This window comes from Aliiroseovarius sp. S2029 (assembly GCF_023195575.1).
Classification (GTDB): Bacteria; Pseudomonadota; Alphaproteobacteria; order Rhodobacterales; family Rhodobacteraceae; genus Aliiroseovarius; species Aliiroseovarius zhejiangensis.
The window spans coordinates 454,205-467,443 of record NZ_JALPQE010000001.1; the positions used below are offsets into that span (position 1 = coordinate 454,205).

Genomic DNA, 13,239 nt, shown 5'->3' on the forward strand with positions numbered 1-13,239 from the left:
CAGTTCCAAACACAAGGTGAAATCATCATGAAAGCACGCGTCAAATGGGCCGAGGACCGCACTTTTGTCGGCACGTCAGGCACGGGTCACAGCATTGTACTGGGCACAAGTCACGGCGACAGCGGCACCCCCGGCCCCAGCCCAATGGAGCTGTTGCTAATCGGCACGGCGGGGTGCTCAGCCTATGACGTGGTGTCGATCCTGGAAAAATCCCGTCAGACCATCGAAGACGTGCGTGTCGAAGTGGATGCCGAACGGGCCGAGTCCGATCCGAAAGTGTTTACGAAAATCCACCTGCATTTCGTCGTGAAAGGCCGCGGGATCGGCGCCGACAAGGTCGAACGCGCCATATCCCTGTCGGTGGACAAATATTGCTCGGCCTCGGCGATGATGGCTGCCATGGCGGACGTCACCCATGACTTCGAGGTGGTGGATACCGCCTAGGCCAGGCCGCCCGGCTGTTGAGCGTCAGGCGACCAGCCCCTTGTCCCGCAGCAATGCCAGCAGGTTGCGATCGGCGCGCGGCCCGATATGGCGGATCACCTCGCCGGCAATCACGCAGCCCATTTCGCCGCAAGTACGCATGTCGGCACCATGTGCCAGACCATATAGGAACCCGGCGGCAAATCCATCCCCGGCCCCGGTGGCATCGACCGGCACAATGCGTTCAACCGGCACATCGACACGTTCACCATTTGCCAGGATCGCAACGCCATCCCCGGACCGGGTGCAGACCACCATCGGGCAGATCGCGGCGGTTTTGGCAATCGCGTCTTCCATGTCGTCTGTTTCAAACAGGGATTTGATCTCTTCCTCGTTGCCGATGACATAATCAAGATCGTTCTCGATCAGCGTCAGGAAATCGTCGCGGTGACGTTCCACACAGAAGGGGTCGGAAATCGCAATCCCCGCCAACCCACCTGCCGCCCGACAGGCCCGCGCCATGGCAATAAACGCGTCTTTTCCCTTGTCTTTATCGAACAGATAGCCTTCCAGGAACACGATCTCGGCGTCGGCGGCCACATCGGGATCGACGTCTTCGGACCCAAGTTCGGCCGAAATGCCCAGATAGGTGTTCATCGACCGCTCGCCATCGGGCGAAACAAAGATCATCGACCGCGAGGTGGGCAGTTCCCCCCCCGGCACCGGCGGATTGATGAAGCGGGTGCCATCCATCTCCATCGCGTCGGCATAGAACCGACCCAGCGCATCATCATGCACCCGGCCCACGAACCCGGTCGGCAGCCCCAGGTTGCCGATCCCGGCCAGCGTGTTGGCGACCGACCCGCCAGCGGCCTGCTTGCGGTCCTTCATCGCGGCATAGAGCACCTCGGCCCGGTCGCGTTCGACCAGTTGCATGATGCCCTTCTCGATCCCCATCAGCTCCAGAAAGCTGTCATCGGCCACGGTCAACACGTCGACAACCGCGTTTCCGATGCCAACCACCTTGTACTTTTTCGTCATAAATTCTTGTCCTCATAGGGGCAAAGATCCCGAATTATGCAGTTTCCGCACATCGGCTTGCGCGCCTTGCAGGTATAACGACCATGCAGGATCAACCAGTGGTGGGCATGCTGCTGGAAATCGGCCGGGATGTTGTCTTCGATCGCGCGCTCAACCGCGTTCACATCCTTGCCAACCGCAATCCCGGTACGGTTGCCAACGCGAAAGATATGCGTGTCGACCGCCTGCGCCGGCACGCCCCACCACATGTTCAGAACCACATTCGCGGTCTTGCGCCCCACGCCGGGCAACGTTTGAAGGGCCGCGCGGGAATTGGGCACCTCGCCGCCATACTCGTCAACCAGAATGCGGCTCAGCTTGATGACGTTCTTCGCCTTCTGTCGATACAGGCCGATGGTCTTGATATGTTCGATCAGCCCCGCTTCGCCCAGGGCCAGCATCTTTTCCGGTGTATCGGCGATCTTGAACAGCGCCCGGGTGGCTTTGTTGACACCCACATCCGTGGCTTGTGCGGACAGAGCCACCGCCACCACCAACGTGTAGGCGTTCACATGCTCAAGCTCGCCCTTCGGCTCTGGCTCGGCGGCGTGAAAGCGGTCGAAGATCGCGCGGATCTGGTGATATCCCAGTTGCTTTACCATGCTGACCCTATGCCTGTTTCTGTCCCCCCGGACAAGACGGATCCCCCGATGATCGTGACCGGATGCGCAATTTCCGGGTCGCCATTGCCACTTGAATTGCGCCAAGCTGAACCCGACACGACATCGAGGACGCCATGACCCACCCCGAAGACAGCTATCATTACAACGTGATCCGCCGCGCAATCGACCATATCGACGCGGCAGAGGGCGAGCCGTTGTCGCTGGACACACTGGCCGCGCAGATGGGCATGTCGCCCGCGCATTTCCAACGGGTGTTTTCGCGCTGGGTCGGGGTGTCACCGAAACGGTATCAGCAGTTCCTGACGCTGGGGCATGCCAAGACCTTGTTGCAGGACCGGTTTTCGACGCTGCAAACCAGTCATTCGGTGGGGCTGTCGGGACAGGGCAGGTTGCATGATTTGTTCCTGCGGTGGGAAGCCATGAGCCCCGGCACCTATGCTGCCGGTGGGGCGGGTCAGACCATCAACTGGGGCTGGTTTGACAGCCCGTTCGGCCCCGCTCTGGTCATGGGCACCGACAAGGGCATTTGCGGGCTGGGTTTCGCTGCCGAAACAGGCGAGGACATCGCCATGTCCGACCTGCGGTCGCGCTGGCCAAACGCCACGTTTTGCGAAAACCCGACAGATTTGACGACATGGGTGGACCAGGCATTTGAACAACGGGGCATGACCCCCCTGCACCTGATCGGCGCCCCCTTTCAGATCAAGGTATGGGAGGCGCTGTTGACGATCCCGACGGGCCACGTCACCACCTATTCACAGATTGCCGACACCATCGGATCGCCACGCGCGGTGCGGGCGGTCGGTACGGCCGTGGGTCGAAACCCGGTTAGCTGGCTGATTCCCTGCCACAGAGCGTTGCGCAAATCCGGCGCGCTGGGGGGGTATCACTGGGGCTTGCCGGTTAAGCGCGCCCTGCTTGCCTGGGAAAGCGCCCGAACCGAGGACGCCGCAAGCGCCTGAATCCAGCTGTTTTTCGCCAATCCCGGGGCTTGTTATTCGATATCAAACAGCGTTCATGTAAAGGAAACGCGAAAAGCTAACCTGAGGAACGCAGTATGCAATTGAAACACACAGTTCTGTCCTTCGCCGTGATCGGCGTATTGGCAACCACCGCCTGCACGTCGCCCACCCAAAGCCCGACCAGCAATGTCGGGCCGCGCACCCAGAACGGTGCGGCCATCGGGGCCATTGCAGGCGGCCTGTTGGGCGCGACCCGCAAGGGCGATGGCAAGTTGGGCAAGGCCGCCGTCGGCGCCGTGATCGGTGGCGTGATTGGTGGGGCCATCGGACAGCAGCTTGACAAGCAAGCCGGCGATCTGCGCCAGTCGATCAACAATGACCGCATCAAGATCGTGAACACCGGCAGCGAACTGATCGTAACGATGCCGCAGGACATTCTGTTCGCCACCGACAGCGCCCAAGTCAGCTATGCGCTGCAATCCGATCTGCGCGCGGTGGCTGACAACCTGCGCCAATACCCGAACTCGGTCATCGAGGTCGTGGGCCACACGGACAATGTGGGCAATGCCGAATACAATCTGTCGCTGTCAAAACGACGGGCCGCATCGGTCGCATCTGTTCTGATATCGAACGGCGTGCCCAGCTCTCGCGTCGTGACCATAGGCTATGGTGAAGATCGTCCGGTTGCGTCGAACCTGGATGCCTATGGGCGCCAGCAAAACCGCCGGGTCGAGATCATCATTCGTCCGATCCGCAACTGAACCAAACAGACCAATCTGGAAAAAGCCGGGCAATGACCCGGCTTTTTTCATTGAGGCGTCCGCCCGGATGTGGTCATATTATATGACCAATTCGCGCAGGACAGGAAATGCCTTTTCAAAAGATAGCGGCAGGCAAGCTGTCACAATCAGTAGTCGAACAGATTGAGTTGTTGATTTTGCGCGGCATTTTGCGGCCGGGCGAACGTTTGCCATCCGAACGGGATCTGTCCGACAGAATGGGCGTGTCGCGCCCATCCTTGCGCGATGCCATTGCCGATCTTGAAGAAAAAGGGTTGCTGTCACGCCGGGCTGGTGCCGGTATCTTCGTCAGCGAAAGCCTGGACAGCTCTTTCCCCCCGGCGCTGACACAGCTTTTCTCGCGTCATGACGAGGCCGTTTACGACTACATCGCGTTTCGACGGGACATGGAGGGGCTAGCGGCGGAACGGGCGGCGAAGTTTGCCTCCGATACCGATCTGAAAGTCATCGACGAGTTGTTCCACAAGATGGAACACGCGCCCCAGGGTCAGGGGGCCGATCTGGACAGCGATTTTCACATGGCGATCATCGAAGCCAGCCACAACGTGCTGATGGTCCACATGATGCGCGCCATGTATGACCTGCTGAAGCAAGGGGTGTTTTATAGCCGCCAGGTGGTGATCCAGATCACCAACACCCGGCTTGACCTCTTGGAACAGCACCGCGCCATCAACGATGGGCTACAAGCCCGTGATCCGGTGCGTGCCCGTGCGGCGGTCGAAGCGCATATGGATTTTGTCACGCAAGCCTATACGGACCTGCGCCGGGCAGACCGAAACGAAGAGGTTGCCCGTCAACGCCTGACCTATGAGAACGAGCGCGGCTGACTCTCCGAATTCAACGGTGTGGTTGCATAAAAAAACCCGACCTGAACGGCCGGGTTTTCAAAGTCTTATTCGGATCACTTAGTGCAGCTTGGCTTCAACCGTCTTGATCGCATCGTCGATCAGGCTGTTGCCTTCGGTTGCCGTCATCTGCTTGGCGATCACGTCGCGGGCCGCAGCCACTGCCACCTGAGCGGCTGTGTCGCGCACCTCTTTCACCGCAGCGGCCTGCGCCGATACGATCTGATCTTCCGCATTTGCCAAACGACGCGCGATCGAGGCTTTCAGATCCTCTTTTGCGGCGGCGGCGGCATTGGCAGCCTCTTCCTTGGCATGGGCGACGATGCGCTCGGCCTGTTTGGCGACCTCTTTCTGCTGGCGTTCATAGGTCGCCAGAATGGTCTGCGCCTCTTCACGCAACGCGCGCGCCTCTTCCAGTTCGGACTTGATGCCATCTGCGCGATTGTCCAACTGCGTACCAAGCATCTTGTGGACGCCCATGTAGCCCAGGAAAGTGACGAACAGCAGGAAGGCCAGCGTCACAACCATGTTGGTGTTGGCCAGGTCGGTCCAACCGGCATCCCCAGCCGCAAAGGCAGGGGCAGCCGCCATCACCGAGAAAGCAACGAGAGCAAGTTTCTTCATCTGTCTCATCCTTTCATCCGTGCGTTCACCGCTGCGGTAATGGACTTGGCGTCGGCCTTGTAGCCCATGGTTGCCAGGATTTCCTTGGCGGCGTCCTTGGCGACGGCTTTCACGCTGTCGACGGCTCCGGCACGAATCTCCGCAATCGCGGCTTCGCTTTCGGCGGCCTTCGCGGCGATCTCCGCGTCTGCCTTGGCAGCGGCGGCATCGACTTCGCCCTGAATTTCGGCGCGGGCTTCGGCAACGATCTTGTTGGCCTCCGCACGGGCATCCGCCAGAGCTTTGTTATAGGCTTCTTCGGCTTCAACAGCCTTCTGCTTCAGATCTTCGGCAGCGGCCAGGTCGCTGGTGATCGTGCCGCGACGTTCGGACAGCACGGCCTCGATCCGGGGCAGTGCGATCTTGGTCAACACGAAATAGATCACGACCAGCGTGACAACGAGCCAGAAAATCTGGTTCCCGAAGGTCGAGAAATCCAGCTGCGGCATGCCGGCGGCGTCTGCGCCGCCGTGTGCGGCATCCGCGGTCTGATGCGTATTACTTGCCATGTCTTATCTCCAAACCGGGTTCCTGGGGGCGAAACGCGGACGCCTCGCCCCGGCGTAAGGATGGTTCAGGTCTTAGACAGCAAACATCAAGAGCAGAGCGACCAGGAACGAGAAGATGCCCAGGGCTTCTGCAAATGCGATACCGATGAACAGTGTCGCGGTCTGTGCGGCAGCCGCCGACGGGTTGCGCAGGGCACCGGCCAGGAAGTTACCAGCAACGTGGCCCACACCGATGGCGGCGGCACCCGAACCGATAGCTGCCAGACCTGCACCGATGAATTGACCCATTTGAGCGATATTGCCTTCCATTGTGATTTCTCCTTACGTTGGAATGCTTGAATTGGATGGATGAGCGGGCTGCAACCGTCAGTGCGACGGATGCAGGGCGTCTTTCAGGTACACGCAGGTCAGGATGGTGAACACGTATGCCTGGATGAAGGCCACCAGCACCTCAAGTGCATAGACGGCCGAGATGGCGAGGATCGGCAGGAAGCTGAACACGCCCAGCGCGGCGGCAAAGCCCGCGAACACCTTGATCACGGCGTGGCCTGCCATGACGTTGCCTGCCAAACGAATGGAGTGGCTGACGGGACGCACGAAGTACGAGATCAGTTCGATGATCGCCAGAACGGGGCGCAGCGGCAGCGGCGCGGCCGACACCCAGAACAGGCCCAGAAACCCCATGCCGTTTTTCACGAAACCCAGAACGGTCACGAAAACGAACACGATCAGGGCCAGCACAGCGGTCACGGCGATGTGGCTGGTTGCGGTGAAGGATGTCGGGATCAGTCCCAGAAAGTTGGCAAACAGGATGAACATGAACAGGGTCATGATGCCGGGGAAGTATTTCACGGCGTCCTTGCCGGCCACGTCTTCGACCATCTTGTAGACAAACCCATAGGCCAGTTCAGCGAGCGATTGTCCACGGGTCGGCACAATGGCGCGGCCACGCGATCCAACGACCAGAAGCAGCACGATCCCCAAGATCGCCAGCACCATCCACAAGGTCTGGTTGGTCGGCGTGAATGTGCCCAGGTGATCACCGCCGAACAGCGGTTTGATCTCGAACTGGTCCATCGGGTGAATGGCCAGACCCGGATGCTCAGGAGCGAAAATCAGACCCGAGATCAGGACCAGCGCCAGAACGACAAAGAATGCAATCTTGATGATCGGGCCACCACCCTGTTTTGCGCTTTGATCAGCCACGTCCGTTACCCTCTTCTTCTGCGGCATCTTGCGCGCTTTGCGCATCTTCCGCCTTCTTCTGCATCTGGGCCGCGGTCGACAGCATCACCTTCATGCCTGCCGCAAAGCCCAACAATATGAACAGCACCATGAAAATGGGCTTCGTGCCAAACAGCGCATCCAGCCCATATCCGATGCCAAAGCCGATCAACAGACCGACCGTAAGCTCTATGACCATCTGCCAGGCAAAGGACGCCTGGTTATAGGCCTCGTCCCCCGTGGCGGTTCCCTCGTCCTCTCCCTTCGCGGCCTTTAAGCGAGCCTCAAGCTCTTTCAGGCGCTCAGCATCAGGAGTTTTGGACACGGATATACCTCCGGTGACGGTTGCTGCATGTGCTAAGGGCTGAGGGGGCATGAGTCAACGACCTTTAGCGCCAACAGACACAGCCATAAGCTGTTGTTTTACAACACTTTCATGAATGACACGGTACACGGGTATATCGCCACCCTGCGAAAACCGCCGCAAAACCCGAAATCTGCATTATTCAACCATTTGGTTGACGATCAAACCGCCCCCGCCTAACCCATAGCCATGGAGAACCGCCTTGACCTTGCCTTTGCTGCCCTGTCCGACCCGACCCGGCGCGCCATCCTGACCATGTTGTTGGAAGATGACATGGCGGTCACCGATGTGGCCGACCCTTTTGATATGTCACTGGCGGCCATTTCAAAGCACCTGAGCATCCTGACCCGCGCCGGGCTGATCAGTCAGGAAAAACGTGGCCGCGTCAAATGGTGCAAGCTGGAACCCGACGCCCTGCGCGATGCCTCGGTCTGGATGCAGAGCTTTGGGCAGTTCGAACCGGTGAACCTGGACGCGTTCGAGCGGTTTCTTGAAGCTGAGCTGAGGGAGTGACCGCCCCATCAAGGCAGGGTCAGTCCCTGTTCCGATTGCGCCCAATGGCGGGCAGCGTCCTTCAGATGGGCCAGAACCGCCTGCACTTTGCTGGACCGATGCAGATCGACGTGCGTGACCAGCCAAAGATGCGACACCCATTCGGGACGCGGGGGCAGCACTTCGACCAGTTCCGGCAACGCGCCGTGCACGGCAAACCCCAAACCTGCCCCGGCCAGCAGCGCCTCTTGCATGGCGACGTCGTCCGAGACGCGAAAGCTGATATCCGCTGATGGAACCACCTGCGCCAACCATCGCATGAACGGGGCGCGGGAATTGGTCTCTTCCGGTCCAACGAAGCGGTGCCGGTCCAGTGTCTTTTCCACAGGCATGCCATATCGCTCGACATAGCAGGGCGCGGCGTAGAGCCCGAATGCCACGTCCAGAAAGGGTTGCACCACATTGTCCGGTTCCTGCGGCGCCGTACCTGCCCGGATGGCAATATGGGCTTCGCCATATTCCAGTCGAAACAAGCGTGCACCCGTCAGAAGCTGCACCCGCAAATCCGGGTGGCGGGACTGGAAATCGGTCAGGACAGGGGCCAGCCGCGCCGAGAAGCCCGGCAAGGCGGTGACCACCAGATTTCCCGACACCTCGTCCCCCTGCCCCTTGAGCCGCCCTTCAAGCTGGTTGAACTGGTCTTCGGTCATCTGGGCGATCCGCGCCAGATCCGCCCCCGCTTCGGTCGGCGTATAGCCACGCGCGTGACGTTGAAACAGCTTGACACTCAGCCGCCGTTCCAGCGTGTCGATATGGCGAATAACGGTCGCGTGATGGATGCCCAAAGCGTCCGCCGCGCCGCTGACCGTGCCCGCACGGGCCACATGATACGCCGTTCTGATCTCATCCCAGTCTTTCATTCGACTGTCCTGCCGCTGTTCTGTGCAATTTTAAACATGTACTGTGATTTCGTGCAGATTGCGTTCTATTTTGCAAGGCTTCATATGTATGTCAAAGCACAAGCAGGAGCATACCATGACACATATCCTTCGCATTGACAGTTCGGCCAGGTCAGACGGATCCATCTCACGCGCACTGGCGGACAAGGTGATCGCAAGATACCCAGGTGTCGACGTCACGACCCGCGACCTGGCGCAGGGCATTCCGCATCTGGATGCCGCCTGGACCGCAGCAACCTTCACACCTCCCGAAGCCCGCAGCGATCAGGACAACGCTGCGCTGGCCCTGTCAGATCAGATGATCGCCGAGGTGCAGGCCGCCGATCTGATCGTGATTTCCGCCGCCACCTACAACTTCTCGATCCCCTCAACTCTGAAAGCATGGATCGATCACCTGGCCCGCGTGGGCGTTACCTTCCGGTATCGCGACGACGGTACGCCCGAGGGGCTTCTGACCGGAAAACGCGCGATCATCGTCACCGCGTCCGGCGGCACACCCATCGGGGCGCCACATGATTTCCTCAGCCCGTATCTGAAATTCATTCTGGGCTTCATGGGCATCTCGGATGTCGAGTTCGTTTCCGCCGCAGGCGCCGACGGCATCGCCGAGGCCGACGCGACCATCGAGAAGCTGGCCGCCTGAAAGCGGCTGGAAGGCCACTCGGGCACCCAAAACCCTTATCGAATCAGGATCGCCCGAAAATCATTGACGTTCGTGCCGGTCGGCCCCGGCACGAACAGATCACCCAAGGCATCAAATGCCCCCCAGGCGTCATTTTGGGCCAGCATGGCGGACGGATCCCGCCCCATCGCACGCAAACGCCCGGCGCTGCGCCCATCGGCAAATGCCCCGGCATTGTCCTCGGACCCGTCGATCCCATCGGTATCGGCCGCCAAGGCGGTGAACCCATCCAGACCAGCGCAGGTGATGGCAAGGGACAACAGAAATTCGGTATTCCGACCGCCGCGTCCCGTGCCCTTCAACGTGACCGTGGTCTCACCACCCGAGAGCAGAACGCACGGGGGCTGGAAGGGTCTATGACGAGAGAGCGTTTCGCGGGTAATTGCACCGTGCATCTTTGCCACTTCGCGTGCCTCGCCCTCGATAGCATCGGACAGAATGAAGGCCGGAACGCCCTGCGCAGCGGACCGCGCCGCTGCCGCCTCCAGACTCAACCGAGCCGAGGCAATGACCGTCACCCGGTTCTGTGCAAACACCGGATCAGAGGGGTCCGGCGCAGGATTTGCACGAATATGTTCGATCAGTCCTGCGGGCAGATCAATGCCCCACGCATCGATGGCCGCAAGCGCATCGGCCTGATTGGCACCGTCGGGCACGGTGGGCCCCGACGCCACTTGCGACGGGGCATCGCCCGGCACGTCCGAGACGATCAGGGAAACGACTTTTGCGGGATGGGCCGCCTTCGCCAAACGCCCCCCCTTGATCCGTGACACATGCTTACGGATGGCATTCATCACAGAAATCGGCGCCCCCGACGCCAACAGCGCCGTGTTCAACTGCTGTTCATCTTCCAGAGATAAACCATCTGGCGGCGCAGGCAGCAAGGCCGAGCCGCCCCCCGTGATCAGTGCGATAACAAGATCGTCCGGGCCCAGTCCGCTGACCGCCCCAAACAGCGCCTCGGTCGCCGCCAGCCCGGCCTTGTCCGGCACCGGGTGGGCCGCTTCCAGAACGCGAATGTGCTGACAGGGCGCGGCATATCCATAGCGCGTGACCACGACACCTTCGACGGGCGCAGCCCAAAGCGCCTCGAACGCGGCAGCAAGTTGCGCGACACCCTTGCCCGCTCCGACAACAACGGTTCTGCCTTTCGGCTTATCAGGCAAATGCCCCCGCAAAACCTGCTCAGGGTCGGCGGCCCTGATGGCGGCGTGAAACAGGTCGGTCAGAAAGGTTTTGTCGGCTGCATCAATCATGGCGCAACCATAGCGGGGCGTGTCGACTATCAGCAAGCTTGATGCAGAGTAACAGAAGGCAAGAGGCTTGATTTTGTAGGAATGGTGCCCCCACACGGACTCGAACCGCGGACCTACTGATTACAAACGGCCAAAATGGGTTTTCGCCGGTTTTCGCTGCACCGCGCCAAATCGCCATAAATGCATGAATTAAAACGGTTTTTATTGACGCCTCACACGCCAACCTTACATGATGAACGCCACGAAACGCTGCACAGTGCTTCCGATATGCTTCCGGATTTCGTGTTCAACAGTAGGAGTGACGATGCCAAAACTGACCAAGCGACTTGTCGAAAGCCTATCACCTGAACCCAAAGAACGCATCCTTTGGGATGATGAATTGGCAGGCTTTGGGGTCAGGATTTACCCGACAGGGCGGCGGGTCTATGTGGTGCAATATCGGTTGCATGGGCGGACGCGGCGAAAGAACCTCGGACAGCACGGCCTCCTGACCGCCGAAGAAGCCCGCAGGGATGCCAAACTGGTGCAAGCGGACGTGGCGCGGGGGTCTGACCCGTCAGCCGAACGTAAGGCGCGCTTGCGCAGCCCCACGATCAAAGAGCTTGGGGAACGGTTCCTGACCGATCATGTGGCACTGCATTGCAAGCCCACCACCCTATACGACTACCGCAACTTGTTGCGCGGTGTCGTCAATCCGGTCCTGGGCAGTATCAAGGTTTCTGAAATCACCTTCACCGACATTCAGGCGTTTCACCTGAAACGACGCGATACGCCCTATCAGGCAAACCGGGGCGTTATGGTTTTGTCAAAAATGCTGAACCTTGCCGAAGATTGGGGGCTGCGCCCCATGAACACCAATCCCACGAAACGGATCAAGCGGTATCCAGAGGAAGAAAAGAAACGCTATCTGGACGAATGCGAACAGGAACGGCTTGGCACGGTTCTGGCGAACATGCTGCAAAACGGGGAAATCACCCGATACGTTTTCGCCGCGTTCTATTTGCTGTTGCTGACAGGGTGTCGCCTTGGTGAAATCCAGAAGCTGAAATGGGATTACGTCACCCGCACCCATCTGGAATTGCCCGACAGTAAAACAGGGCGGCGGCGCATTCCCCTGCCCCGCGAAGCCCGCGCGCTTCTGGACACATTGGAACGCCGCGTGGGCAACCCCTATGTGATCTTGGGGTCGCACTCAGACGGTTATTACAACGACCTGCAAAAACCTTGGCGCAAAATTCGGGAACGGGCCGGATTGAGTGATGTGCGGGTGCACGACCTGCGACACACCTATGCATCAGTCGCGGTCATGAACGGAATTGATCCATTCACCTTGAAGGAAATTCTCGGTCACAAGAACTTGTCCACGACATTGCGATATGCGCACCTGTCTGACGATGCAGTGCAAAAAGCAGCGGGGCAGATTGCCAATCGGCTTGCAAGTGCGCTGGGAAGTGTGGCGTAGGCTTAGGCATTGGGCTAGATCACGAGCGACACTTAAAGCCGCGAGATAGCCATGACTAAGCCACATCCCAATTTGCAAATAGACCTGCGCCATTACCATTATTTGGGCGAAGCCTTCTTTCGCGTCGGCTTGTCTTTATTTCCCGATGACTGGACCGGACGGGAACAATTTGCCGTACCAGATTTCACCGGGGAACAAATTGAGCAAGAACGGGCGGCTCTTGAAAAGAATGTGTCCCGATTGCGCCAACAAGAACTTGAATTGGCAATGACCCCGACGGACGGCTTGTCCGATAAAGAATATGTGGCGTTTCGAGAGAATAAGGCAGCAACCCGTGATCGTAGGATGGTTGCAGAACAGAAGCTATTTTCTCTTGGCAAACCCGACCACTACCAACATCAAGAAAACGCAGCGTATCAGCGCCGGATGGACGCTGAGGCAACATTGATCGCCGCCTTCAAGGCTAAGGAACTCGACTTGATAACTTATGGTGGTCTGGTGGTCGATTGGTCGACCTGGCCCGACAGGAAGGGATGGGACTATAGCTTTCCATACTCAACGATCAATGCGCCACCCTCCATTTCTTCGATGGGGTGCGCCATAGCATTGGTAAGAAGAACCGCGTTTGAATACTGGCACCAGCAACAACCTTTTTTTCAGAATACGTTGCGTGAATTGTCAGACGAGGAACGTGCCTTGATTTGGATGAAAGAGCTGGTTAGCACGAATCCAACACCGCAAAAGAAGGTTTCCATCTTAGCGGATATGAAATCCGAATATCCTGAACTTTCAGAACGCGCTCAAAAACGAATATGGGATGCTGCCGCACCGGAAGCATGGAAGCTGTCTGGACCGAAACGCCCTGCATAGAACTATGCACCGAACTATTAGGAAT

At 59.0% G+C, this 13,239-nt stretch carries 17 protein-coding genes; 8 read left to right on the forward strand and 9 right to left on the reverse strand.

Going from position 1 to position 13,239, the window contains the following annotated elements; all coding sequences use genetic code 11:
• Positions 1–27: 27 nt before the first annotated feature.
• Positions 28–444 (forward strand): OsmC family protein, encoded by a 417-nt coding sequence (locus MUY21_RS02275; protein WP_248408777.1) that lies wholly within the window; start codon positions 28–30, stop codon positions 442–444.
• A gap of 24 nt (positions 445–468) precedes the next feature.
• Here the strand turns inward: MUY21_RS02275 and MUY21_RS02280 are convergent, their stop codons facing one another.
• The gene (locus MUY21_RS02280) at positions 469–1,464 is read right to left on the reverse strand and encodes an adenosine kinase (protein WP_248408778.1); all 996 of its coding nucleotides are present in this window, start codon (positions 1,462–1,464) and stop codon (positions 469–471) included.
• Positions 1,461–2,105 carry an endonuclease III gene (nth, locus tag MUY21_RS02285; RefSeq protein ID WP_248408779.1) on the reverse strand — a complete coding sequence of 215 codons (645 nt, stop codon included), beginning with the start codon at positions 2,103–2,105 and terminating at the stop codon, positions 1,461–1,463. The genes MUY21_RS02280 and nth overlap by 4 nt, the downstream gene beginning before the upstream one ends.
• A gap of 134 nt (positions 2,106–2,239) precedes the next feature.
• On the opposite strand from nth, the gene MUY21_RS02290 reads away from it, so the two are divergent.
• From MUY21_RS02290 to MUY21_RS02300, 3 genes are all read left to right on the forward strand, one after another.
• Positions 2,240–3,088 carry a bifunctional helix-turn-helix domain-containing protein/methylated-DNA--[protein]-cysteine S-methyltransferase gene (locus MUY21_RS02290; protein ID WP_248408780.1) on the forward strand — a complete coding sequence of 283 codons (849 nt, stop codon included), beginning with the start codon at positions 2,240–2,242 and terminating at the stop codon, positions 3,086–3,088.
• 95 nt (positions 3,089–3,183) lie between these two features.
• Positions 3,184–3,849: an OmpA family protein gene (locus MUY21_RS02295; RefSeq protein WP_248408781.1), complete on the forward strand. Its 666-nt coding sequence runs from the start codon at positions 3,184–3,186 to the stop codon at positions 3,847–3,849.
• Between the two features lie 107 nt (positions 3,850–3,956).
• Positions 3,957–4,715, forward strand: a complete 759-nt coding sequence (locus tag MUY21_RS02300) for an FCD domain-containing protein (protein ID WP_248408782.1) — start codon at positions 3,957–3,959, stop codon at positions 4,713–4,715.
• Positions 4,716–4,793: 78 nt separating this feature from the next.
• On the opposite strand, the gene MUY21_RS02305 is transcribed toward MUY21_RS02300, so the two are convergent.
• The 5 genes from MUY21_RS02305 to MUY21_RS02325 all read right to left on the reverse strand — a co-directional run bounded on the left by MUY21_RS02305 (position 4,794) and on the right by MUY21_RS02325 (position 7,454).
• Entirely contained in the window at positions 4,794–5,366 is a 573-nt protein-coding gene (locus tag MUY21_RS02305) for an ATP F0F1 synthase subunit B (RefSeq protein WP_248408783.1), read from the reverse strand.
• Entirely contained in the window at positions 5,363–5,905 is a 543-nt protein-coding gene (locus MUY21_RS02310) for a F0F1 ATP synthase subunit B' (RefSeq protein WP_191285198.1), read from the reverse strand. Before MUY21_RS02310 ends, MUY21_RS02305 begins: the two co-directional genes overlap by 4 nt.
• A gap of 72 nt (positions 5,906–5,977) precedes the next feature.
• Entirely contained in the window at positions 5,978–6,214 is a 237-nt protein-coding gene (locus MUY21_RS02315; protein WP_055188564.1) for a F0F1 ATP synthase subunit C, read from the reverse strand.
• Between the two features lie 57 nt (positions 6,215–6,271).
• Positions 6,272–7,075 carry a F0F1 ATP synthase subunit A gene (locus MUY21_RS02320; RefSeq protein WP_248409173.1) on the reverse strand — a complete coding sequence of 268 codons (804 nt, stop codon included), beginning with the start codon at positions 7,073–7,075 and terminating at the stop codon, positions 6,272–6,274.
• Between the two features lie 28 nt (positions 7,076–7,103).
• Positions 7,104–7,454 carry an AtpZ/AtpI family protein gene (locus tag MUY21_RS02325; protein WP_248408784.1) on the reverse strand — a complete coding sequence of 117 codons (351 nt, stop codon included), beginning with the start codon at positions 7,452–7,454 and terminating at the stop codon, positions 7,104–7,106.
• A 228-nt stretch (positions 7,455–7,682) separates the two neighbouring features.
• Here MUY21_RS02325 and MUY21_RS02330 point away from each other — a divergent pair, with 228 nt between their 5' ends.
• Positions 7,683–8,006 (forward strand): metalloregulator ArsR/SmtB family transcription factor, encoded by a 324-nt coding sequence (locus tag MUY21_RS02330; protein WP_191285200.1) that lies wholly within the window; start codon positions 7,683–7,685, stop codon positions 8,004–8,006.
• Between the two features lie 8 nt (positions 8,007–8,014).
• Here the strand turns inward: MUY21_RS02330 and MUY21_RS02335 are convergent, their stop codons facing one another.
• Positions 8,015–8,905 (reverse strand): LysR family transcriptional regulator, encoded by an 891-nt coding sequence (locus MUY21_RS02335; protein WP_248408785.1) that lies wholly within the window; start codon positions 8,903–8,905, stop codon positions 8,015–8,017.
• Between the two features lie 115 nt (positions 8,906–9,020).
• Here MUY21_RS02335 and MUY21_RS02340 point away from each other — a divergent pair, with 115 nt between their 5' ends.
• Positions 9,021–9,587, forward strand: coding sequence for an NAD(P)H-dependent oxidoreductase (locus MUY21_RS02340; RefSeq protein ID WP_248408786.1), 567 nt, complete (start codon positions 9,021–9,023; stop codon positions 9,585–9,587).
• 35 nt (positions 9,588–9,622) lie between these two features.
• Here MUY21_RS02340 and MUY21_RS02345 read toward each other — a convergent pair whose 3' ends face one another.
• Positions 9,623–10,882 carry a glycerate kinase gene (locus MUY21_RS02345; RefSeq protein WP_248408787.1) on the reverse strand — a complete coding sequence of 420 codons (1,260 nt, stop codon included), beginning with the start codon at positions 10,880–10,882 and terminating at the stop codon, positions 9,623–9,625.
• A 304-nt stretch (positions 10,883–11,186) separates the two neighbouring features.
• On the opposite strand from MUY21_RS02345, the gene MUY21_RS02350 reads away from it, so the two are divergent.
• Positions 11,187–12,344 (forward strand): site-specific integrase, encoded by a 1,158-nt coding sequence (locus MUY21_RS02350; protein ID WP_248408788.1) that lies wholly within the window; start codon positions 11,187–11,189, stop codon positions 12,342–12,344.
• Positions 12,345–12,395: 51 nt separating this feature from the next.
• Positions 12,396–13,214 (forward strand): hypothetical protein, encoded by an 819-nt coding sequence (locus MUY21_RS02355; RefSeq protein ID WP_248408789.1) that lies wholly within the window; start codon positions 12,396–12,398, stop codon positions 13,212–13,214.
• Positions 13,215–13,239 lie beyond the last annotated feature (25 nt).